The sequence below is a fragment of the Stenotrophomonas sp. 82F1 genome (assembly GCF_056861525.1).
The window spans coordinates 1-20,860 of sequence record NZ_JBSPUD010000020.1; the positions used below are offsets into that span (position 1 = coordinate 1).

Here is a 20,860-nt window from a genome sequence, read left to right on the forward strand (position 1 = left end):
GGTCCGGTTGCTGGGGCGTAAGCGCCATGGATGGCGCGACCGAGCTTACATGGACGTACTTGCAGCGTCCCCCGCAACCGGACCCACCCCGCCATCCCACGGAATGCTCGCTGTTGCTGTTGCTTCGGCTGTTGCTTCGGCTGTTGCTCCAGCCTCTGCGGGTGCAGGGCGCAGCCCTGCCGACCCACCCTATACTTGCCGCCGTGACTGCCTTCCCCGCCCTCGTTCCGCTGGATGCACCGCTGCTGGCCGGCTACAGCGGTGGCCTGGATTCGACCGTGCTGCTGCACTGGCTGAGGCAATCGGCACAGGCCGCCGGCACGCCGCTGCGTGCCATCCATGTCCACCACGGCCTGCAACCGGCTGCCGATGATTGGGTGCGCCACTGCCAGCAGCAATGTGCTGCGCTGGGCATCGAACTGGCCGTGCACAACGTGCAGGTCGCGCGTGAGGGCGGCCATGGCCTCGAAGGTGCTGCCCGGCTGGCACGCCGCGCGGCATTCACCGCCGAATTGCAGGCTGGAGAAACCCTGGCGCTGGCCCAGCACCAGGACGACCAGGCCGAGACCTTCCTGCTGCGCGCGTTGCGCGGCTCGGGCATTGATGGGCTGGCGGCGATGACCGCTGACAGCCACCTCGACGGCCATCGGCTGTGGCGGCCATTGCTCGATGTGCCTCGCAGCAGCCTGCAGACCTACGCCACGACTCACGGCCTGCAGTGGATCGAAGACCCCAGCAACAGCGAAGACCACGCCGACCGCAATTTCCTGCGCCTGCGGGTACTGCCACTGCTGCGCCAGCGCTGGCCACACGCCACGGCCGCATTGGCCGGCAGCGCCGCGCATTGCGCGCAGACCCGTGCATTGCTGGATGAAGAAGACGCCGAGCTGCTCGCTCACCTGGAAGTAGCACCACGGGTGCTGTCGCTGGAGCTGCTGCGCCAGGTCGCACCGGAGCGTGCGGCGCGCGTGCTGCGTGCGTGGGTACGCCGCCATGACGCAGCCCCGTTGCCGGCGCATGTGCTGCGGCAGGTGCAGAACGAAGTGATGGCGGCAGGCGCCGATCGGCAATCGCAGGTGCGTTGGCAGCAGCACGCCATCCGCCAGTGGCGCCAGCATGCCTACCTGCTGCCGGCAGAACTGCCGGCGCTGCCGAACGACTGGCAGGCGACATGGGACGGCCGCGCGGCGCTGCAGCTGCCCGACGGCGGCCAGCTGCGCCTGCTTGGCACGGACGGCTTCGAGCACCCGCTGCAACTGCGCGCCCGCCAGGGCGGCGAACGCATCGTGCTGCCCGGCCGTACGCATTCATCCGCGTTGAAGGACTGCCTGCAGCGCGAACACCTGGCGCCCTGGCGACGCGCACAGCTGCCCCTGCTGTTCGACGGCGGGCAGCTGCTGGCGGCCGCCGACGTAGTCATTGCCGCGCCGCTGCAGGCCTGGCTGCAGGCACACAATGCACAGTTGCAGTGGCATCCGGGCGGCTGGTGAATTGACCCTCGCGCGCGCGCCGTCCACACTTGTCGCATGGCCAAGAAGTCCCCCGAAAACGCCTCCCCCGTCGCCCAGTTCGAGCAGTCGCTCGAATCGCTGGAACAACTGGTGGAGCAGATGGAAACCGGCGAGCTGAGCCTGGAAGCCTCGCTCAGTGCTTACGAACGTGGCGTGGGTCTGTACCGCCAGTGCCAGCAGGCGCTGGAGCAGGCCGAACTGCGCGTGCGCCTGCTCAGCGATCCGGCCCAGCCCGAAACCGCCGAACCGTTCGATCCGCCCAGCCATGACGGCTGAGGCGTTGTTCGCGCGCTGGCGCGACCGTATCGAAAGCCAGCTCGACGCCGCCCTGCCCTCACCGGCCGAAGCCCCGCAGCGCCTGCACCAGGCGATGCGCTATTCCGTGCTCGGTGGCGGCAAGCGCATGCGCCCCCTGCTGGTCTATGCCGCCGGCCAGGTGTTCGGCGCCCCGCTGGACAGGCTTGATGCCGCAGCGATGGCGGTGGAGCTGATCCACGCGTACTCGCTGGTGCACGACGATCTGCCCGCGATGGATGACGACGACCTGCGCCGTGGCAAGCCCACCACTCACATCGCCTTCGACGAAGCCACCGCGATCCTCGCCGGTGACGCCCTGCAGACCCGTGCCTTCGGCCTGCTGGCCGATGCGCCGCTGCCGGCGGCACTGCGCGTGGCGTGCCTGCAGACCCTGGCCCATGCCTCCGGTGCGGCCGGCATGTGCGGTGGCCAGGCGCTGGACATCGATGCCACCGGCCGGCAGCAGTCGCTGGCAGCCCTGACCCGCATGCATGCGCTGAAGACCGGTGCGCTGATCCGCGCCGCGGTGCGCATGGGCGCGCTGTGCGGTGATGCGCCCGCACCCGTGCTGGCCCAGCTGGACGGCTTCGCCGATGCGCTCGGCCTGGCCTTCCAGGTCCGCGACGACATCCTCGATGTCGAAGCCAGTTCCGAGCAGCTGGGCAAGACCGCCGGCAAGGACCAGGCCCAGGACAAGAGCACCTTCCCCGCCCTGCTCGGCATGGACGGTGCCAAGGCGCAGCTGCGCGAACTGTCCGCTCGCATGCAGCAGGCGCTGGCGGGTTATCACGACGAAGCCGATGCGCTGCGTGCGCTGGCCACACTGGCGGTGGAACGCGACCACTGATCGCAGGCGTGCAGCTGCCATGCTGCGCGCTTGCCGGCATGGCCCGGCGCTACCATCCGCGCCAAATACGGAAACGCCCGGCATTGCCGGGCGTTTCTTCTTGCGTCGTTGATCGCTGCCGCTTACTTGATCAGGCGCAGCGCGAACGGGTAACGGTAAGCTTCGCCGTTGTTGGCCTTCACCGCAGCGATGATGCTGAAGACCAGGCTGAGCAGGCCGACGATCGGCGCCAGGATCATGCCGATGATCACGAAGCTCAGGATGACGCAGACGAACATCGCGATGGCGACGGTGATCTGGAAGTTCAGCGCTTCCTTCGACTGGTCGGTGACGAAGGCCTTGCTGGCGTCATCCTTGTTGATCAGCCAGATGATCAGCGCGCCGATGAAACCGGTGAAGATGCCCAGCAGGTGCGCTGCCAGGGCCATGGTGCGCTGGTCGGCAGGTACGCTGCTCGCCGCCGGGACGTTCTCGAATTCGCTCACGACAAAACTCCTTTTTATTGGGTGGTCTTGACCGACCGGCGGCAGGCCGGTCGCGTCAGGCGGGCCTAGCTTACGCCATCAATGGCATCAATCATTGCCGGCGATCGTCATCCGTCCCACCAGGATCGAGCCGGTGCGGATATGCGAGCGCGGATCGACGTCGCTGCCGACCGCCTCGATGGCCATGAACATGTCGCGCAGGTTGCCGGCGATGGTGATGCCGTCCACCGGATACTGGATCTGGCCGTTCTCCACGCGGAAGCCGCCGGCGCCGCGCGAGTAGTCGCCGGTCACCCCGTTCACCCCCTGCCCCATCAGCTCGGTCACCAGCAGGCCGTTGCCCATCTGCGCGGCGATGTCCTGCAGCGAACCGGCATTGGCCGCCAGCTGCAGGTTGTGCACGCCACCGGCATTGGCGGTGGTCTGCAGGCCCAGCTTGCGTGCCGAATAGCTGCCCAGCACGTAACGCTGCAGCACGCCATCACGGACCAGGGCCGACGCACGCGTGGCCACGCCGTCGCCATCGAAGGCGGCCGAGCGCAGGCCGCGGCGCAGGTGCGGCAGCTCCTCGATCTGCATCCAGTCGGGGAACAGCTGCTGGTCGACGCTGTCCAGCAGGAAGCTGGCCTGACGGTACAGTGCGCCGCCGGACACCGCCGACAGCAGATGGCCCACCAGGCTGCGCGCCACTTCCGGCGCGTACAGCACGGGCATGCTGCGGGTCGGCAGCGAGCGCGGCTGCAGGCGGGCGACCGTGCGCTCGGCGGCGCGGCGACCGACGCTGGCCGGATCTTCCAGATCCTCTCGGGCCAGTGCGCCGGTGTACCAGCCGTCGCGCTGCATGCCATCGCCGGTGCCGGCGATCAGCGCGCAGCCGATCGAATGGTGGGTACCGCGCTCGCGGCCGATGAACCCATGCGAATTGGCGTAGACCGACACGCTCTGCATGCTCGACACCGAGGCGCCATCGGAATTGCGGATCTGCGCATAGGCCTCGCGACCCGCTGCCTCGCAGGCCAGTGCCAGGTCCACCGCCTCGTCGGCCTGCAGCTCCCAGGGGTGCCAGCCGTCCAGTTCGGGGAAGTCGCGGGCCATCAAGCCGGCCTCGGCCAGCCCCGCAGCCGGGTCGTCCTCGGTATGGCGGGCGATCGCGCAGGCCTGCTCGACGGTGGCCAGCAGGCTGGCCTCATGCAGGTCGGCGGTGCTGGCACTGCCCTTGCGCTGGCCGAAGTAGACGGTCACGGCAATGCCGCGGTCACGGGTGGATTGCACGGTCTCGACCTCGCCGAGACGGACATTGACCTCCAGCCCGCGGTCCTCGCTGCAGCTGACCTCGGCCTGGCTGGCGCCCAGCGCGCGGGCACGCTGCAACAGCTGCTGGGAGATGTCGGCCAGCCGTTCCAGCCGGGCCGGGCTGTCGTCGCCGACGGCGACTTCAGGGGCGATCACGTTCAATGCTTTATCCTGTGCGGGTTGGGCCCGGCATCACGCCGGGCGACTTTTTTTGAAATCAGGTATGGACGATGCGCGGACGCGACGAAGAAACCGGTGAATTCCACGACAAGAGCCGCAGCCAGAACCGGCGCGACGCGCTCGACGTCCTGGCCCTGGGCGAGAAGCTGGTGTCGCTGACCCCGGCCCAGCTGGCGCGCCTGCCGATCCCGGAGGACCTGCTGCCGCACATCGCCGAGTGCAAGCGGATCACCGCGCATATCGCGCACAAGCGGCAGCTGGCGTTCCTGGCCAAGCACATGCGCCGCGAGGACGATGCCGCGCTGGACGCGATCCGCGATGCGCTGGACGCCAACAGCGACACCGGTCGCCGCGAAGTGGCGATGATGCACCGCGCTGAAGACTGGCGTGAGCGCCTGCTGGCCGAGGGCGACACCGCGCTGGCCGCACTGCTGAACGACTATCCGCAGGCCGACCGCCAGCAGCTGCGCACGCTGGTGCGCAACGCCCAGGCCGAAAAGGCCAAGAACAAGCCGCCGCGCGCCTACCGCGAGATTTTCCAGGTGCTGCGCGCGCTGATGCTGCCGGCCGCCCTGGGCCTGAAGGCATCCGGTGAGGATGTCGAGGCAGACGCGCCGGTCGACGACGCCGACGAGGACTGAGTCCCCGTCGGGCATGGCGGTGGCTGTGGCCATCGCCGTGCTCAGGCCTGGGTACCGCCGACGGTGATGCCTTCGATCAGCAGCGACGGCTGGCCGACACCGACCGGCACACTCTGCCCGTCCTTGCCGCAGATGCCCACGCCCTCGTCCAGGGCCAGGTCGTTGCCGACCATGCGCACCTTCTGCATGGTTTCCGGGCCGTTGCCGATCAGGGTCGCGCCCTTCACCGGCGCGGTGATCCGGCCATCCTCGATCAGGTAGGCCTCGGTGGCCGAGAACACGTACTTGCCGCTGGTGATGTCGACCTGGCCGCCGCCGAAATTGACTGCGTACAGGCCCTTCTTCACCGAACGGATCATTTCCTGCGGATCGTGCTGGCCAGCGCGCATGTAGGTGTTGGTCATGCGCGGCATGGTCATGTGCGCGAACGATTCACGACGGCCGTTGCCGGTCGGGGGCACGCCCATCAGCCGCGCGTTGAGGCTGTCCTGCATGTAGCCGACCAGGATGCCGTCCTCGATCAGCGTGGTGCACTGGGTGGGATGGCCTTCGTCATCGATGTTGAGTGAACCACGCCGCCCATCCAGGGTGCCGTCGTCGACGATGGTCACGCCCGGGGCGGCCACGCGCTCGCCGATCCTGCCGGCGTAGACACTGGTGCCCTTGCGGTTGAAGTCACCTTCCAGGCCATGGCCGACCGCCTCGTGCAGCAGCACGCCCGGCCAGCCCGGCCCCAGCACCACCGGCATCACCCCGGCCGGCGCCGGCACCGCCTCCAGGTTCACCAGTGCCTGCCGCAGCGCCTCGCGGGCGAAGGCTTCCGGGCGGCCATCGGCAAACAGGGTTTCATAGCCGTAGCGACCACCGCCGCCGGCATAACCCGACTCGCGGCGGCCGTTCTGTTCAACGATCACCTGCACGTTCAAGCGCACCAGCGGGCGCACATCGGCACCCAGCACACCATCGGTGCGGGCGACCAGCACGGTATCGACGCCACCGGACAGGCTGACCATCACCTGCTTCACGCGCGGGTCGGCCGCGCGCAGGTAGCCGTCCAGGCGCTTGAGCACCTCGACCTTGGCTTCGTTGCCGATGCCGTCGATCGGGTCCAGTGCCGGATACAGCACGCGCGCATCGCCGCGCAGCAGCGAGCGTCCGGTCTGTGCGCCACCTTCGCGCGAGATCGCACGTGCCGACTGCGCCGCAGCCAGCAACGCACCGGCGTGGATGTCGTCGGAATAGGCAAAGCCGGTCTTCTCGCCGGCAATCGCGCGCACGCCCACGCCCTGCTCGATGGAATGGGCGCCGTCCTTGACGATGCCGTCTTCCACGCTCCAGCTTTCGCGCCGGGCGTGCTGGAAGTACAGGTCGCCGAAGTCCACACCCGGGCCGAGCAGTTGGCCGAAGGTGCGCTCCAGGACAGCGGTATCCAGGCCACCGGGGCGCAACAGGCGGTCTTGGGCAAGCGTCAGGGCGTTGTCAGTCATGGTCTCGATCTGGGGGTGTGAAGGCGGCCAGGCAAGTCCGCCGGGGAAACGGGGACGCCGGGCTCAACGCGGCGGCGGCGGTTCGGTGACGGTCGGCGGCGCGGCCGGCAATGGTTGTATGCGCGGCGGCGGTGCCGGCGCTGGCGCGCGTTCGCGGCTGCGCTCGATCACTTCCACCTTGGGCTCCTTCCACGGGCCGGTCACCTTGTAGGTGCGGGCGCCGATCTCGCCCAGTGGCTTGGACAATACCGCATTGGTGGCGGCACCCAGCGCCGCGCCGACCGGGCCGCCGGCCACCGCACCGACCACGGTCAGCAGGTTGCCCGCGCGCGGGTTGACGTCGATGGTCTGGTCGAACTGCTGCTTGCGCAGGTCGGCTTCGCCACGGATGGTGATGTTCGCTGCCGGCCCTTCGATCAGCACCTTGTCGGTGCGGGCCATGCCCTCGCCGAACTGCACGCTGCCCTCGACCTGGTTGAACGCGAAGCCCTTGGAGAAGAAATCGCGGAAGTCGAACATCAGCCGCCGCGGCAGCTGAGCGACGCTGAGCAGGCCCAGCACGCGGCCGGCACCCGGTTCCAGCTCCAGCAGCTGGCCATTGCGGGCATTCACATCAAGCTGGCCCTGCAGGTTGCCCAGCTGGAAGTCCGACGGACCACCGGGCCACGACGCCTGCAGCTGGGCATGGCCGGAGCCGCCGCGCAGCTGACCGCCGTAATCGAGGTTCTGCAGCAAGCCGCCGAGGTCTTCACTGCGCACCTGCGCATCAAGCGCGGTGCGCGAGCCGCCGCCCTTGCCGAGCCAACGACCACGGATGTCGATCTCCTGGCTGGGGGCACGGAAGCGCAGTTCTTCCACGCTCAGGCCATTGGCGATCGGCCGCGTGCGCAGCACTGCCTGGCCCAGCACGACCTTGCCGAACTTCAGATCGGCGATGTCCAGCGCGAACGGCGGCAGTTTGGCCGGGTCCATGTCGTCGGCACCGGCCTGCACCCGCGCCGGTGCCGCGGTGGCTCCGGCAAGGGTCGGCAATGATTGCCAATACACGCGATCGAGCTGGCCGCTGATGGTGCCGCCATCGGCGTTGGGTACGTTCAACTTGCCGGCCAGCGAGGGGCCATCCAGGCGCACGTCCAGCGCCTGCGGGCCGGGGTGCAGCTGCAGGCGGGTCTGCTCGAACACGCCGCCGATCAGCATCAGCTGGCCGACCTGCACGTCCACTGCGCGCAGCGGCATCGGATCGCCATCGCCACCGGCGCCACGGGCCAGGCCGATCCATTCCAGCGCATCCAGCGTCGGGCTGCGGCCATTGACGGTCAGCCCGCTGGGCGGTGGCTCGCGGTCGACACGGTCGCTGCCCAGGGTGACCTGCACGCCGGTCTGGTTGTTGTGGCTGCGCGCGGCCAGCGCCAGACGCTGGCCGAATGCCACGTCGATGCGGCCAGCACCCATCGGCAACTGCGCGGCCACGGTGGTCGGCAGCGGCTCGCCGGCCGGCTTCTGCAGCGGTGCCGGCAGGTCCAGGCGGGTGCCCACCAGGTCCGAGCGCAGGCGCAGCTCACTTGGCGGCGCTGGCGCACCCGGCGCGACCTTCGGCAGGTTCACCGCGATGGTCCACGGCGAGGTGCCATTGATGTACGGCTTGAGCCACGCCATTTCCGGTGCGCGGTCGATCAGCACGCCCGCGTCGAGCGTGGCGGCCAGTTCCGATTCGAAGGCCAGCTTGGGGTCACGCACGAAACCACCGGCGCGCAGGCTCAGCCGGCCGTCCTGGCCGAGGTGGCGCACCGCCAGTTCCTCGGCGGCAAAGCCGGCGTTGCTGTAGCGGGCCTGCCCGCGCATGTTGTCGAATTCCAGCTGGAAGCGCTTGTCGACCAGCTTCAGCCCAGCCAGGTCCACCGTGCCCTGCAGGTGGCCACCGCCCTGGTCATGATGCAGAGGCTGCAGCAGGTCGAAATGCACGTTGGCCGGGCCGCTTGCCGCGAGGTTGTCCAGGGTGTCGCCGTATTCCTTGTGCAGCGGGCTCTGCCGCAGCATTGCCAGCAGCTTGCCGGCATCGCCCTGGCTGTCGGCACGCACGTACAGGGGCTGCTGGCCGAAATCCTGGATGCCGGCTTCGAACGTCTGTACCGCTACGCCGGCCAGATCGCCGCGACCCTGCATGTGGAAGCCGGGGCCGATGAAGGCGACATCGGCGTCCACCTGGCTCATCAACGGCCAGTCGTGCTGGAAGCGGATGTCACCGTTGGTGATGTGGCCGGTGGCCTCGAAGCGGCCATCGTTGTTGTCGAACGGCCAGTCGTCCAGGTCACCGCTGACCAGGCCGATGCCGTTGCGCACCTGGCCACCGGCCAGGGCCATGTCCAGCCAGTCGGTGGCGCCCTTGCTCATTTTGGAATGGATCCAGAAACGCTTGGCGGCGGTCATCGGCACGTCGTCCAGCTTGGCCGCCAGCTGCATCCACGGCCGGGTGCCATCGCCCTGGAACCAGAGACCACCGCGCACGTCGGCGGCGTAGTCGGTACCTTCCACGCGCATCGCCGGGGTGCCGATACGCCAGCCACCGGCCTCGTCGCGCCAACCGACAATCTGTCCGGCCAGGTGCAGGTCGTGGCGCACGCCGAAACCGGTCGGCCAATCGAACTGCAGCTGGCGTTGCGGCTGCAGCTGCAGGCTGAAGCCATCGGCATCGCCCTCGAAGCGGCCGCCCAGGCCGCGCAGGCCCGGCGAGTTGCCAACGCTGGCAAAGCCCAGCGACTGCAGTTCGCCCTGTACCGACAACGGGCCATCCTGCTGACCGCGCACCTGCACCTGCGCCACATCCAGCTGCGGCGTGGCCAGGTACAGCCAATGGCGCAGGCCCGCATCCAGCCGATCGCTGAGTGACAGCGCGCGCAGCGCGATACCCGCCTGCGCCGCCCCGGCCTGCACCCGCATCTGCTTGCCCATCCGCACGTGCAGGCCGTCCAGCTGCTGCTGGCTACCATCGGCCTGCAGGCGCAGGCGCGGCACCTGCAGCGCCCAACCGTCTGCCGTCCGCTGCCAGCGCAGGCGAGCCTGCAGCCGTTGCAGCTGCATCTGCGGAGCCGCGATGCCGGGCATCGGCGCGCCTTCGATACGCAGATCGCGCAGGTCCGAATCGGTGGTCAGCGCCACCGGCGCGAAATCCCGCAGGGTCAGCCACAGGTTGAGTTCGCCCTTGCCCTCGCGCAGGCGCATGCCACCGGCCGCCAGCAACGGCGACCAGGCGCGGAAATCAACTGGATCGGCACCCACCCAGGCCTGGCCGTTGCCGCGCTGGCGATCCAGGTCCAGCACCGCCGTCAGCGGCAAGGCGTCGGCCTGTGCCCAGGCACGCACGCCCACCCGCAGGCGGTCGCCATCCACGCGCAGGCGCAGGTCGATGCGCGGCAGGGTGGTGTCCACGCCCAGCGCAGGTGCGTGCACGCCCAGGCGGCCGCCAATCACCTGCAGTTCGCCCAGCCGGCGCAACGCGTCCAGTGGATCGCCGCCAGCACTGGACTGCGGCAGGCCACGCACCGACCAGCGCCCATCGGCAGCCTGCTGCAGATCCAGCGCCAGGCCGCGCAGGCGTAGTTCGGTCAGCGAGCGGCCCGGCAACAGGCCGCTGTACATCGACACCAGTACTTCGGCTTCACCGATGGCCAGGCCCTGGCCCGCGCCGATGCGCAGGCCCTTCAACTGCAGCAATGGACCGCGACGGGTCCAGGTGGTGTCCAAGCGTTCGAAGCGCACCGGCTGTCCGGCACGCGCGCTCAGCCAGGCCGCGATCCTGTCCGGATGGCGCTCAGCCAGCGGCAGCAGCTGGCTGAAGGTGCCGACCAGCAGGGCAAGCCCGACCAGGCCGACCGCGCATGCGGCGATGAAATGACGGCGGATCCTTCGCAGTCGCAGGCGCGGCGGCGCGCTCATCGGCCACCGAAGGCAGACAGTCGGCCTGGATCAGAGCAGAACAACATCGAACTGCTCCTGCAGGTACTGCTCGTCCGCCTGGAAGCGGATGCTCTTGCCGAGGAACTCCTCCAGCTCGGCCACGGCCGTGGATTCCTCATCGGTGATCCGCGCCACCACCTTGCTGGAGGCAATCACCAGCAGGCGCGCGGCATCGAACTGGCGCACCGCACGGGTGATCTCGCGGAAGATCTCGTAGGTCACCGTTTCGGTGGTCTTGATGGTGCCGCGGCCACTGCACTGCGGGCAGGTTTCCGACAGCTGGCGTTCCAGGCTTTCCACCGTGCGCTTGCGGGTCATCTCCACCAGGCCCAGCGGCGAGAAGTCGTACACCGTGGTCTTGGCGTGGTCGCGGGCCAGCGCCTTCTCCAGGGTACGCAGCACCTGGCGGCGATGCTCGGCGTCATCCATGTCGATGAAGTCGATGATGATGATGCCGCCCAGGTTGCGCAGGCGCAGCTGCCTGGCCACCGCCTGCGCGGCCTCCAGGTTGGTGCGGAACACGGTTTCTTCCAGGTTGCGCTGGCCAAGGAACGAGCCGGTGTTGACGTCGATCGTGGTCATCGCCTCGGTCTGGTCGATCACCAGGTAGCCCCCCGACTTCAGCGGTACCTGCTTGTCCAGTGCACGGCCGATCTCGTCCTCGACCCCGAACATGTCGAAGATCGGACGATCGCCGCTGTACAGCTCGATCTTCTCGGCCAGCACCGGCATGTACTTGGCCACGAAGGCCTGCAGCTGGGCGAAGGTCTCCTTCGAGTCCACCTTCACCTTGTCCACGTCCTTGCGGATCAGGTCGCGCACCGAACGCAGCGGCAGGCTCAGGTCTTCATAGATGTTGCTGCACGAGGCCGCCTCGCGGCCGCGGCGCTCGACCACGTTCCACACCCGAGACAGGTAGGCGATGTCTTCGGCGATGGCCTCGGCCGGCTGGCCCTCGGCATTGGTGCGCACGATATAGCCGTAGCCGCCGTGCTGGGCCGACAGTTCGGTCACCAGCGCCTTCAGCCGCGCGCGCTCGCCTTCGTCCTCGATGCGCGCCGACACGCCCACCACCTTCGACTGCGGCAGCAGCACCATGTAGCGCGAGGGAATGCTGATCTGGGTGGTCAGGCGTGCACCCTTGGTCCCGATCGGATCCTTCACCACCTGCACCACGATGTCCTGGCCGTCGCGCAGCAGCTCCACGATCGGCACGCTGGACGGCGGCGGCAGGGTCGTGTTCTCGGTATCGGCGCTGGCCACCGGCGCCGGCCGCACCACGTCGTTGGCGTGCAGGAACGCGGCGCGCTCCAGCCCCACTTCGACGAAGGCCGCCTGCATGCCCGGCATGACCCGCTGCACCTTGCCCTTGTAGATGTTGCCGACCACACCCCGGCGCCAACCGCGCTCGATGTGCAGTTCCTGCAGCATGCCGTTCTCGATCACCGCGACCCGGGTTTCGCGCGGGGTCACATTGACCAGGATTTCCTCAGACATCGGCAGCCTCCCTGGCGGCATCAGCAGTTGGGGCCAGCACGCCGCAGCGGGCCAGCAGACGATCGGTATGCAGCAACGGCAGCCCCATGACACCGGAGTAGCTGCCGGAAAGGTGTTCGATCCAGCGCTCGGCGCCGCCCTGGATGGCATAGGCACCGGCCTTGTCCAGCGGCTCGCCGCTGGCGACGTAGGCGGCGATGTCGGCCGCATCGATCGCGGCGAAAGTGACCTCGGAAACGACCAGTTCGCTGTCCAGCCCCTGCGCGTCCACCACCACCACGGCGGTCATCACCTGGTGGGTGCGCCCGGCCAGCCGCGCCAGCATCGCCCGCGCGTCGGCGGCGTCGGCCGGCTTGCCGAACACGTCGCCATCGAGCACCACTTCGGTATCCGAGCCCAGCACCCGCGCCTGCGGGTCATCGGCCAGCACCCGCGCCAGGCCGGCGCGCGCCTTGTCGGCGGCGACCCGGCACACATAGTCCTGGGCACTTTCAGAGGCCGCACGCTGCTCGACGACCTCCAGGTCCAAGGCCTGGAAAGGGCGTCCGAGTCGGGCCAGCAGCTGGTTGCGTCGGGGGGAGCGGGAAGCAAGATAGAGCATCGACACAGCATAACCTGACGCCGGTACCTGAATCGTCGGACAATCCTTCCCCGGCGCCTGCAACCCCGAACGGACTCACAGCGCGTTCATCGCTACGACACCACCCTCACCGCCACAACAAGGAGATCCCATGCGCCGCACCGCCACCCCGCTGCTGCTTGCCCTGTCCCTCGCTCTTGGAGCTTCGATGACCGCCCATGCCGACCCGTCGTCGCCGTCGATCGCCGCCGCGGCCGAAGGCACGCTGCTGAACATCTCGGCCAACGCCGAAGCCACCCGCGTGCCGGACGTCGCCACCCTGTCGGCCGGCGTGGTCACCCAGGCCGCCGACGGCAACAGCGCGATGCGCCAGAACGCCCAGCAGATGGACAAGGTACTGGCCGCGATCAAGGCCGCCGGCATCGCCGAGCGCGACGTGCAGACCAGCGGCGTCAGCCTCAACCCGCAGTACCGCTATGCCGACAACGAAGCACCGAAGATCACCGGCTACCAGGCCAGCAACACCGTCAGCCTGAAGGTCCGCGACATCGCCAAGCTCGGCAAGGTGCTGGATGCGCTGGCCGCGCAGGGCGCCAACCAGATCAACGGCCCGCAGTTCGAGATCGACCAGCCCGAACCGGTCTATGACGAAGCCCGCTTGGCGGCACTGAAGAAGGCCCAGGCCCGCGCCCAGACCTATGCGAAATCGCTTGGCCTGCAGGTGCGCCGTATTGTCAGCATCTCCGAGAATTCCGGTGGCGGTTTCCGCCCGATGCCGATGATGCGTGCGCAGGCCGCCGGCATGGCCATGGACAAGGCGACCCCGGTCGCCCCGGGTGAGTCGACCGTGTCGGTGAACCTGGACGTGGTGTTCGAACTGGGCCGCTGAGGCCCCTGCCCGCTTCCTGCAACGGCGCCCTGTGGGGCGCCGTTTTCGTTTCCGCCGCCGCTGTGCGCGCCTGCCTAGATGAAGGCCAGCTCAACGCTGCCGCCCCTGCCTCTAGGCAGTGGTGGAGGCGGCGCGCTAATGATTGACTGCCAGCCGCGTGCGGCAACCCCGATGGCGGCCCTGGTGCGTTGAGGACTTCGACACTGGCATGGAGGTGGACCATGGTTCGTACGTATCCCGTAGTACCCCTGCACTTCGATCCCGCCCGCGTTGCCGCCTGGAGTGCGGCCATCGCCCTGCATCTGCTTGCGTTCCTGATGTTGTTGATTCCGGCGACCTACCAGGCCGTCACCGCACTTCCCCGCGACCAGACCACGATCCGGTTCATTCCGAAGGAAGAGCCCAAGCCCGAGCCCGTCCCCTTGCCGCCCAAACCTGAAAAGGTGGAAGTGGTGCAGAAGCAGCAGGCCGTGCCGGTCCCGCCAACACTGCCAGCGCCCACCGCGACCGTCGAAGAGGCCCAGGGCATCATCCTGCCGGCCGCCGAGCCGACAGCGGTGCAGGCGGCACCGACGATCGCCCCGTCCACGCCGTTGGCCGGCGCCCAACTGCAGTACCGCAGCAATCCGCCGCCAAGCTACCCGGTCCAGGCGCTGCGCAACCACGAGCAGGGCACGGTGCTGCTGCGGGTGGAAGTGGACCCCAGTGGCCAACCGGTGAACGTCAGCATCGAGCGCAGCAGCGGCTCGCGCAGCCTGGACCAGGCCGCCCGCCAGCAAGTGCTGCGCCACTGGCGTTTCGTGCCGGCCGAACGTGACGGCATGGCCGTTCCGGCCATCGGCATGGTGCCGGTGCAGTTCTCCCTGCCCGACTGACCCAAGGGCCGGCCCGGCGCCTGCCGGGCCGGCAGTAACGGTGAATGGGCCGGAACAGGGCCAAGCTGCCCGGTTATTTGAAGTTCGTTGGAAATCCGTTACGAATTTAGTAAAACTTCACACCTTCGTCACCTGCTGGAAACCTAGATTGACGCGTCCCGGGACACACCGGAGACAGCCCTCAATGCTCGAGTTTTCCAGTCAGGAGAGAAGCTGTGAAACACCCGATCCAACGGCCCGCCAGCCGCCGCCATAACCACCTGGCATCGTCCATCTCCCATATCCTTACCGGCGGCGCCCTGCTGCTGGCCGGCGCGGTGGCTTCCTCCTCTGCATTCGCGCAGGAGCAGGCCACCAACCTTGACCGGATCACCGTCACCGGTTCGAACATCCCGCGTACCAACACCGAGACACCGTCACCGGTGCAGGTGGTGACCCGCCAGGAAATCGATCGCACCGGCAAGACCACGCTTGCCGAGTACCTGCAGACCATCACCGCTGATGGCGCCGGCTCCATCCCCAAGACCTTCGGCAACGGCTTCGCCGGCGGCGGCGCCGGCATTTCGCTGCGCGGCCTCGGTGCCGGCTCGACGCTGGTGCTGTTGAACGGCCGTCGCATGGCCACCTACGGCCTGGCCGATGATGGCCAGAAGGTGTTCACCGACCTCAGCACCATCCCCCTCGACGCGGTCGAGCGCGTGGAAGTACTGAAGGACGGCGCCTCGGCGATCTACGGCTCCGACGCCATCGCCGGCGTGGTCAACATCATCCTGCGCAGCGACTTCCAGGGTGCCATCCTGCGTGCCTCGTACGGCCTGTCCGGTGACAGCGACGGCGACACCAAGAAGGCCACGCTGACCGCCGGTACCGGCGACCTGGCCAGCGATGGCTGGAACGCGTTCTTCAGCCTGGACGTCGGCAAGTCCGACGCCATCAAGATCAGCGACCGCAAGAATCGCAAGTGGATCGGCACCGGCGACACCCGTCCGTGGGGCTATGACGCCACCGACGCACAGTTCCTTGGCGGCGCCTACCTCAGCGGCCGCACCAACGGCGGCGTCGGTCCGAACGGTTCGGTGTTCAACAACGACGCTCCGTCGCCGCACCTGGTCGCCCTGCCGGGCTGTGCCAACCTGAGCACCATCCCGGGCCAGAGCGATGCAACTGCGGCGTCCCAGGGCTGCCTGTGGGATCCGGCCCAGCAGTACCGCGACCTGACGCCTGAAGAGAAGTACGTCAACGTGTTCGGTCGCGCCAGCTTCGCCTTCGGCGAAGGCGGCGAGGTCTACACCGAGATCGGCTACTCGAAGAAGGAAACCATCTTCAGCAACACCCCGTCCGGCGTGTCCGGCGGCTGGGGCTACCCCGGCGGCCCGGTCAACGCCAGCAGCGGCCCCGGCGCGACGATGCTGTATGCCGGCCACCCGGACAATCCGCTGCCCTACGCCGCGCGCCTGCGCTACAGCGCCTGGGATGTCGGCCCGCGCGTGACCAACAACACCAACGAGTTCAACCGCTTCCTGGTGGGCGTCAAGGGCAACTGGGGTGACTGGAGCTACGACACCGCCTACCTGCATTCGGGCACCGACCTGACCAACAAGCGCACCGGCTTCCTGCGCTACAGCTCCGTGCTGTGCGCGCTGGGCAACCCGAACTGCGCTGGCGGCACCTGGCGCATTGGCGACAACGCCAGCCAGAACTCGCAGGCGCTGTACGACTACATCTCGCCGACCATCAGCGCGCGCGCCAAGTCCAGCCTGGACATGTTCGACTTCACCATCTCGCGCAGCCTGATGGACCTGAAGGGCGGCCCGCTGGGCCTGGCGTTCGGTACCGAATGGCGCAAGACCAGCAACAGCCTGACCCCGCAGACCTACACCGACCAGGGTGACATCATCGGCCTGGGCTATTCGGCTTACGACGGCACCCAGAACGTGTACGCCGGCTACGTCGAGCTGTCCGCACCGGTGCTGGAGCAACTGGAACTGTCGGCCGCGCTGCGTTACGACAAGTACGAAAGCGGTGAAGGCAAGGCCACGCCGAAGCTGGGCGTGAAGTGGACCCCGGCCGACTGGATCGCCCTGCGCGCCAGCTACGCTGAGGGCTTCCGCGCACCGAACCCGGCCGAGAACGGTGACGGTGGTCTGGCCGCCTTCTCCAACGCACGCGACCCGGTGCGCTGCGCCATCGATCCGGCCGAGTGCACCGCGCGTTCGGTGGCCATCATCACCCGCCCGAACAAGGACCTGAAGCCGGAAGAGTCCAAGAGCTATTCGGTGGGCCTGGTGCTGCAGCCGACCTCCAGCACCTCGCTGACGGTCGATGCCTGGCAGATCAAGCGTACCAACGAGATCGTACAGGGCAGCACCGCCGCCGCCATCCTCGCCGGCAGCGTGCTGCGTGATTCCAACAACATCGGCGGCGTGGCCAACTCCGGCAGCATCCTGGCCGTCAACACCGGCTATGTGAACGCCAGTTCCTCGCGCGTTCGCGGCATCGACACCGATATCCGCCAGACCTTCGATATCGGCCCGGGCCAGTTGGAGATGGATCTGCAGTGGAGCCACATCCTGAAGTTCGAGCGTACCGAAGGCGGTGAAACCGTTGACTATGCCGGCACCCACGGCAACTGCGACGTCACCAACTGCATCGGCACGCCGAAGGACAAGATCAACTTCGGCACCACCTGGCGCCAGGGTGTATGGAGCGTCAGCGGCGTTGCCAACTACATCGCCAAGATGGACAACACCGACAAGCGCGGTGGCGACTACCAGGCGTTCTATGAGGACGGCACGCCGGTGACGAAGATTTCTTCGTTCACCACCTTCGATCTGTCCGGCCGCTGGAACATCACCGAAGCCTTCGAGCTCAATGCCTCGGTGGCCAACGTGTTCGACCGTATCGCCCCGCTCGATCCGACCACCTACGGTGGCGTGAACTACAACCCGATGCACTTCTCCGGTGCGCTGGGCCGTTACTTCACCGTCGGCGCCAAGTACACGTTCAAGTAATCCTGCTGCAGCATCACCTGCAAAGGCCCGGGCTCCTGCCCGGGCCTTTGCTTTTTTCCGCACGCGACAGCGTCCATCATGGGCACCCCGACAGCTGCGGCGCGCGTGATGCCCTCTTCCAACCAACGCCTTGGCCTGGCCGCCCTGACCGCACTGGTGGTCGGCTCGATGGTCGGTGCCGGTATCTTCTCGCTGCCACAGAACGTGGCGCGCAGCGCCGGCCCGGCCGCCGCGCTGATCGGCTGGGCAGTGAGCGGCGCCGGCATGTTGATGCTCGCCTTCGTGTTCCAGGCCCTCGCCAATCGTCGCCCCGACCTGGACACCGGCATCTATGCGTATGCGCGCGCAGGCTTCGGCAACTACATCGGTTTCTCCGCCGCCTGGGGCTACTGGGTGGCTTCGGTGCTCGGCAACGCCAGTTTCTTCGTGCTGATCTTCAGCGGTCTCGGCCACTTCGCGCCGGTGTTTGGTGAAGGCAATACACCGGCCGCCATCGCTGCATCCTCCCTGCTGCTGTGGACGGTGCATCTGCTGGTACTGCGCGGCCTGCGTACCGCGGCAATCATCAATGGCCTGGTCACCGTGGCCAAGCTGGTGCCGATCGCGCTGTTCCTGATCCTGGCGGCCGCTGCATTCCGCATGGACGTGTTCCGCGCCGACTTCTTCGGCGTCCCCGCGCTGGGCGACATGGGCCAGCAGCTGCGCGGGATGATGCTGGTCACCGTGTGGGTGTTCATCGGTATCGAGGGCGCCAGCATCTACTCGCGCCGGGCGATGCGACGCGCCGATGTCGGCCGCGCCACCGTGATCGGCTTCATCGGCGTGTGGCTGCTGCTGGTGCTGGTCAGCCTGCTGTCGATGGGCGTCATGTCGCAGGCCGAACTGGCCGGCCTGCCCAACCCCTCGATGGCCTATGTGCTGCGCGCGATCGTTGGCGAATGGGGCGCGACGGTGATCATCATCGGCTCGATCATCTCGGTGCTGGGCGCGCTGCTGGCGTGGGTGCTGCTGTGCGCCGAAGTGCTGTTTGCCGCGGCTGGCGATGGCACGATGCCGGCCTTTCTCGGCCGCGAGAACGCGCGCGGCGTGCCCGCCAATGCGCTGTGGCTGAGCAACGGCCTGATCCAGTTGTTCCTGCTGCTGGTGCTGTTCAATTCGGGCAGCTACACCAGCCTGGTGCTGCTGGCGGCGTCGATGAGCCTGGTGCCATATTTTCTATCCAGCGCATTCGGCGTGAAGCTGGCCTGGCAGGGCGAGGCGTACGCCAGCGCGGGCGACGCCCGCTGGCGCGACTTCATCGTCGCGTTGCTGGCCAGCGCCTATGCGCTGTGGCTGGTGTATGCCGGTGGCCTGGACAACCTGCTGCTGTCGGTGCTGCTGTATGTGCCGGGCGTGGTGCTGTACGCGTTGACCCGGCACCAGCGCGGCGAGCGGATCTTCACGCGCTGGGAGTGGATATTGTTCGGCGCGATCCTGGTGGTGGCCATCGCTACACTGGTGGCATTCTGGAAAGGCCAGCTGACGCTGTAGAGCCGAGCCCGCGCTCGGCTTCGCGCAGGCAGCCGAGCATGGCTTGTATGTTCCTCCCGGCTCGGCTCTACAACCGGCGTTTCGGCAGCATGCCGATGTCGTGCATCCAGCGTTCGGCCAGGCTGGGCCATGCCGACACCGGCGCATCTTTCAGGCGCAGGCCGAACGCGTGGCCGCCGTGTGCGAACAGATGCATTTCAACCGGCACTCCCGCTTCGATCAGTGCACGCTGATAGGTCAACGCGTGACGGACATCGTCCGTGGGGTCGTCGGCGGCCTGCACGATGAATGTCGGCGGCACCTTGGCATCGACCACGATGTCTTTTTCCAGCGAATCATCCTTGCGTACCCAGAGATGCCCCGGATACAGCAGCATCGCAAAGTCCGGCCGGCTGGACTGCGCATCCGCCGCATCCAGCGCTGCATAGCTGCGCTGCGCATGCGTGCTCAACCCGGCCACCACATGGCCGCCGGCCGAGAAGCCGATTACCCCCACCCGTTGCGGATCGATCTTCCAGTGGGCGGCCTGCGCACGCAGCAGGCCCATTGCCCGTTGCGCATCCTGCAATGCCATCGGCACGGCCGGAATGTCGCGGCAGTTGCATTCGCGATCCCAGTTCGGCCCCGAGGCCGGTACGCGATACTTCAGCAGCGCGCAGGTGACGCCCTGTGCGGTGAGCCAATCACAGATCTCGCTGCCTTCCAGGTCCATCGCCAGCACGTTGTAGCCACCGCCCGGCACCACCATCACTGCGGTGCCGGTGGGCGAGCCTTTCGCCGGGAACACGGTGAGCGTGGGCACGGCTACGTTCTGCAGCATCATCCAGTGCTCGCCACTGGCCCGGGAGACGGTTTCGCTGACCTGCTCGGGGCCTTTCAGCTTCGGCGGCGCCATCACCTGGCCATCTGGCCAGAGCGGCAGTTCCGTGGTGCCGGCGGGCGGTTGCCAGGTCGCTGGCGCGGCGGCAGATGCAGCGAACGGCTGCACGGCCAGCAGCAGTGAAACAGCGAAGCCGATCGCGCGCATCGTCAACATCCACATGATGAAACCGCATTGTAGAGTCGGGTTCGCTCGACAGAGTGCGCGCAGTGCATCCACGCATGGCGTGGATCTACCCGCGCACGCGACTGCATGGTTCGACGCAACAAAAAAGGCCTGCATCTTGCGATGCAGGCCTTTTGAATGTGGCGCCCGAAGTTGGACTCGAACCAACGACCCCCTGATTAACAGTCAAGTGCTCTAACCGGCTGAGCTATTCGGGCAGACCGCCAGTATAACGACTCTTCACGCGCGATGGTAGGGGTGATTGGCCAACATCGCAGCGGCGCGATACAACTGTTCGGCCACCACCAGCCGCACCAGCATGTGCGGCAGCGTCAGCGGGCCGATCGACCACTTTTCATCGGCCAGCGCAGACACTTCCGGCGAATGGCCTTCCGGCCCACCAATCAGGAACGCCAGGTCCCTGCCCTGTCCGCGCCAGTGCTCCAAGCGCTGCGCCAGCTGTTCGGAACTGAGCTGGCGGCCCGGTACGTCCAGTGCAACGACATAGGCATTCTTCGGCAGCGCAGCGATCACCCGCTTGCCTTCGTCTTCGGTGGCGCGACGCGCGTCGCGCCCTTTGCCGCGCAGGCCGGGCTCGATCTCCACCAGCTCAAAGGGCAGCCAGTGCGAGAGCCGCTTCTGGTACTCGGCAAACCCCTGCGCCACCCAGCTGGGGGCGCGTTCGCCGGTGGCGATCAGGCGGGCTTTCATCAACATTCCTCCAAAACGTCGACGGCG

The 20,860-nt window shown here is 67.7% G+C and carries 16 protein-coding genes and 1 tRNA gene; 8 read left to right on the forward strand and 9 right to left on the reverse strand.

Annotation, left to right across the window (positions count from 1 at the left end; all coding sequences use genetic code 11):
• The first annotated feature begins 203 nt into the window (after window positions 1-203).
• The 3 genes from tilS to AC13GI_RS16860 are packed head-to-tail and all read left to right on the forward strand — an operon-like array spanning window position 204 to window position 2,655.
• Window positions 204-1,490, forward strand: coding sequence for a tRNA lysidine(34) synthetase TilS (gene tilS / locus AC13GI_RS16850; RefSeq protein ID WP_482996885.1), 1,287 nt, complete (start codon window positions 204-206; stop codon window positions 1,488-1,490).
• Between the two features lie 36 nt (window positions 1,491-1,526).
• Entirely contained in the window at window positions 1,527-1,787 is a 261-nt protein-coding gene (locus tag AC13GI_RS16855; protein ID WP_006381978.1) for an exodeoxyribonuclease VII small subunit, read from the forward strand.
• Window positions 1,777-2,655: a polyprenyl synthetase family protein gene (locus tag AC13GI_RS16860; protein ID WP_482996886.1), complete on the forward strand. Its 879-nt coding sequence runs from the start codon at window positions 1,777-1,779 to the stop codon at window positions 2,653-2,655. The genes AC13GI_RS16855 and AC13GI_RS16860 overlap by 11 nt, the downstream gene beginning before the upstream one ends.
• A 122-nt stretch (window positions 2,656-2,777) precedes the next feature.
• On the opposite strand, the gene AC13GI_RS16865 is transcribed toward AC13GI_RS16860, so the two are convergent.
• On the reverse strand, window positions 2,778-3,140 hold the full coding sequence (locus AC13GI_RS16865; protein ID WP_482996887.1) for a DUF4870 domain-containing protein: 363 nt from the start codon (window positions 3,138-3,140) through the stop codon (window positions 2,778-2,780).
• Between the two features lie 87 nt (window positions 3,141-3,227).
• The gene (gene pmbA / locus AC13GI_RS16870; RefSeq protein WP_482996888.1) at window positions 3,228-4,595 is read right to left on the reverse strand and encodes a metalloprotease PmbA; all 1,368 of its coding nucleotides are present in this window, start codon (window positions 4,593-4,595) and stop codon (window positions 3,228-3,230) included.
• A gap of 68 nt (window positions 4,596-4,663) precedes the next feature.
• Between pmbA and yjgA the strand changes: the two genes are divergently transcribed.
• Window positions 4,664-5,254, forward strand: a complete 591-nt coding sequence (gene yjgA / locus AC13GI_RS16875) for a ribosome biogenesis factor YjgA (protein ID WP_099818993.1) — start codon at window positions 4,664-4,666, stop codon at window positions 5,252-5,254.
• Between the two features lie 41 nt (window positions 5,255-5,295).
• Here the strand turns inward: yjgA and tldD are convergent, their stop codons facing one another.
• From tldD to AC13GI_RS16895, 4 genes are all read right to left on the reverse strand, one after another.
• Window positions 5,296-6,741, reverse strand: coding sequence for a metalloprotease TldD (gene tldD / locus AC13GI_RS16880; protein ID WP_482996889.1), 1,446 nt, complete (start codon window positions 6,739-6,741; stop codon window positions 5,296-5,298).
• Window positions 6,742-6,804: 63 nt separating this feature from the next.
• The gene (locus AC13GI_RS16885) at window positions 6,805-10,674 is read right to left on the reverse strand and encodes a YhdP family protein (RefSeq protein ID WP_482996890.1); all 3,870 of its coding nucleotides are present in this window, start codon (window positions 10,672-10,674) and stop codon (window positions 6,805-6,807) included.
• Window positions 10,675-10,704: 30 nt separating this feature from the next.
• Window positions 10,705-12,192 carry a ribonuclease G gene (rng, locus tag AC13GI_RS16890; RefSeq protein ID WP_025879287.1) on the reverse strand — a complete coding sequence of 496 codons (1,488 nt, stop codon included), beginning with the start codon at window positions 12,190-12,192 and terminating at the stop codon, window positions 10,705-10,707.
• On the reverse strand, window positions 12,185-12,793 hold the full coding sequence (locus tag AC13GI_RS16895; protein ID WP_099818990.1) for a Maf family nucleotide pyrophosphatase: 609 nt from the start codon (window positions 12,791-12,793) through the stop codon (window positions 12,185-12,187). The genes rng and AC13GI_RS16895 overlap by 8 nt, the downstream gene beginning before the upstream one ends.
• Window positions 12,794-12,923: 130 nt before the next feature.
• Here AC13GI_RS16895 and AC13GI_RS16900 point away from each other — a divergent pair, with 130 nt between their 5' ends.
• The 4 genes from AC13GI_RS16900 to arcD all read left to right on the forward strand — a co-directional run bounded on the left by AC13GI_RS16900 (window position 12,924) and on the right by arcD (window position 19,077).
• The gene (locus tag AC13GI_RS16900) at window positions 12,924-13,661 is read left to right on the forward strand and encodes an SIMPL domain-containing protein (RefSeq protein ID WP_099818989.1); all 738 of its coding nucleotides are present in this window, start codon (window positions 12,924-12,926) and stop codon (window positions 13,659-13,661) included.
• Between the two features lie 221 nt (window positions 13,662-13,882).
• The gene (locus AC13GI_RS16905) at window positions 13,883-14,536 is read left to right on the forward strand and encodes an energy transducer TonB (RefSeq protein ID WP_482996891.1); all 654 of its coding nucleotides are present in this window, start codon (window positions 13,883-13,885) and stop codon (window positions 14,534-14,536) included.
• Between the two features lie 215 nt (window positions 14,537-14,751).
• On the forward strand, window positions 14,752-17,547 hold the full coding sequence (locus tag AC13GI_RS16910) for a TonB-dependent receptor (RefSeq protein WP_482996892.1): 2,796 nt from the start codon (window positions 14,752-14,754) through the stop codon (window positions 17,545-17,547).
• A 108-nt stretch (window positions 17,548-17,655) separates the two neighbouring features.
• Complete coding sequence (gene arcD, locus AC13GI_RS16915) at window positions 17,656-19,077, forward strand: arginine-ornithine antiporter (RefSeq protein WP_482996919.1); 1,422 nt, start codon at window positions 17,656-17,658, stop codon at window positions 19,075-19,077.
• A 67-nt stretch (window positions 19,078-19,144) separates the two neighbouring features.
• On the opposite strand, the gene AC13GI_RS16920 is transcribed toward arcD, so the two are convergent.
• The 3 genes from AC13GI_RS16920 to rlmH form a co-directional block, all read right to left on the reverse strand.
• Window positions 19,145-20,104, reverse strand: a complete 960-nt coding sequence (locus tag AC13GI_RS16920; protein WP_482996893.1) for an alpha/beta hydrolase — start codon at window positions 20,102-20,104, stop codon at window positions 19,145-19,147.
• 159 nt (window positions 20,105-20,263) lie between these two features.
• Window positions 20,264-20,340 (reverse strand) — tRNA-Asn (locus AC13GI_RS16925).
• A gap of 22 nt (window positions 20,341-20,362) precedes the next feature.
• Window positions 20,363-20,833, reverse strand: a complete 471-nt coding sequence (rlmH, locus tag AC13GI_RS16930; protein WP_025879294.1) for a 23S rRNA (pseudouridine(1915)-N(3))-methyltransferase RlmH — start codon at window positions 20,831-20,833, stop codon at window positions 20,363-20,365.
• Window positions 20,834-20,860: the final 27 nt, after the last annotated feature.

Excerpts from the sequence above, each read along its gene's own strand:
- AC13GI_RS16855 (WP_006381978.1), top strand. The coding sequence starts at position 1,527 with ATGGCCAAGAAGTCCCCCGAAAACGCCTCCCCCGTCGCCCAGTTCGAG.
- AC13GI_RS16860 (WP_482996886.1), top strand. The coding sequence starts at position 1,777 with ATGACGGCTGAGGCGTTGTTCGCGCGCTGGCGCGACCGTATCGAAAGC.
- yjgA (WP_099818993.1), top strand. The coding sequence starts at position 4,664 with ATGCGCGGACGCGACGAAGAAACCGGTGAATTCCACGACAAGAGCCGC.
- tldD (WP_482996889.1), bottom strand. The coding sequence starts at position 6,741 with ATGACTGACAACGCCCTGACGCTTGCCCAAGACCGCCTGTTGCGCCCC.
- AC13GI_RS16885 (WP_482996890.1), bottom strand. The coding sequence starts at position 10,674 with ATGAGCGCGCCGCCGCGCCTGCGACTGCGAAGGATCCGCCGTCATTTC.
- rng (WP_025879287.1), bottom strand. The coding sequence starts at position 12,192 with ATGTCTGAGGAAATCCTGGTCAATGTGACCCCGCGCGAAACCCGGGTC.
- AC13GI_RS16895 (WP_099818990.1), bottom strand. The coding sequence starts at position 12,793 with ATGCTCTATCTTGCTTCCCGCTCCCCCCGACGCAACCAGCTGCTGGCC.
- AC13GI_RS16900 (WP_099818989.1), top strand. The coding sequence starts at position 12,924 with ATGCGCCGCACCGCCACCCCGCTGCTGCTTGCCCTGTCCCTCGCTCTT.
- AC13GI_RS16905 (WP_482996891.1), top strand. The coding sequence starts at position 13,883 with ATGGTTCGTACGTATCCCGTAGTACCCCTGCACTTCGATCCCGCCCGC.
- arcD (WP_482996919.1), top strand. The coding sequence starts at position 17,656 with ATGCCCTCTTCCAACCAACGCCTTGGCCTGGCCGCCCTGACCGCACTG.
- AC13GI_RS16920 (WP_482996893.1), bottom strand. The coding sequence starts at position 20,104 with ATGCGCGCGATCGGCTTCGCTGTTTCACTGCTGCTGGCCGTGCAGCCG.
- rlmH (WP_025879294.1), bottom strand. The coding sequence starts at position 20,833 with ATGAAAGCCCGCCTGATCGCCACCGGCGAACGCGCCCCCAGCTGGGTG.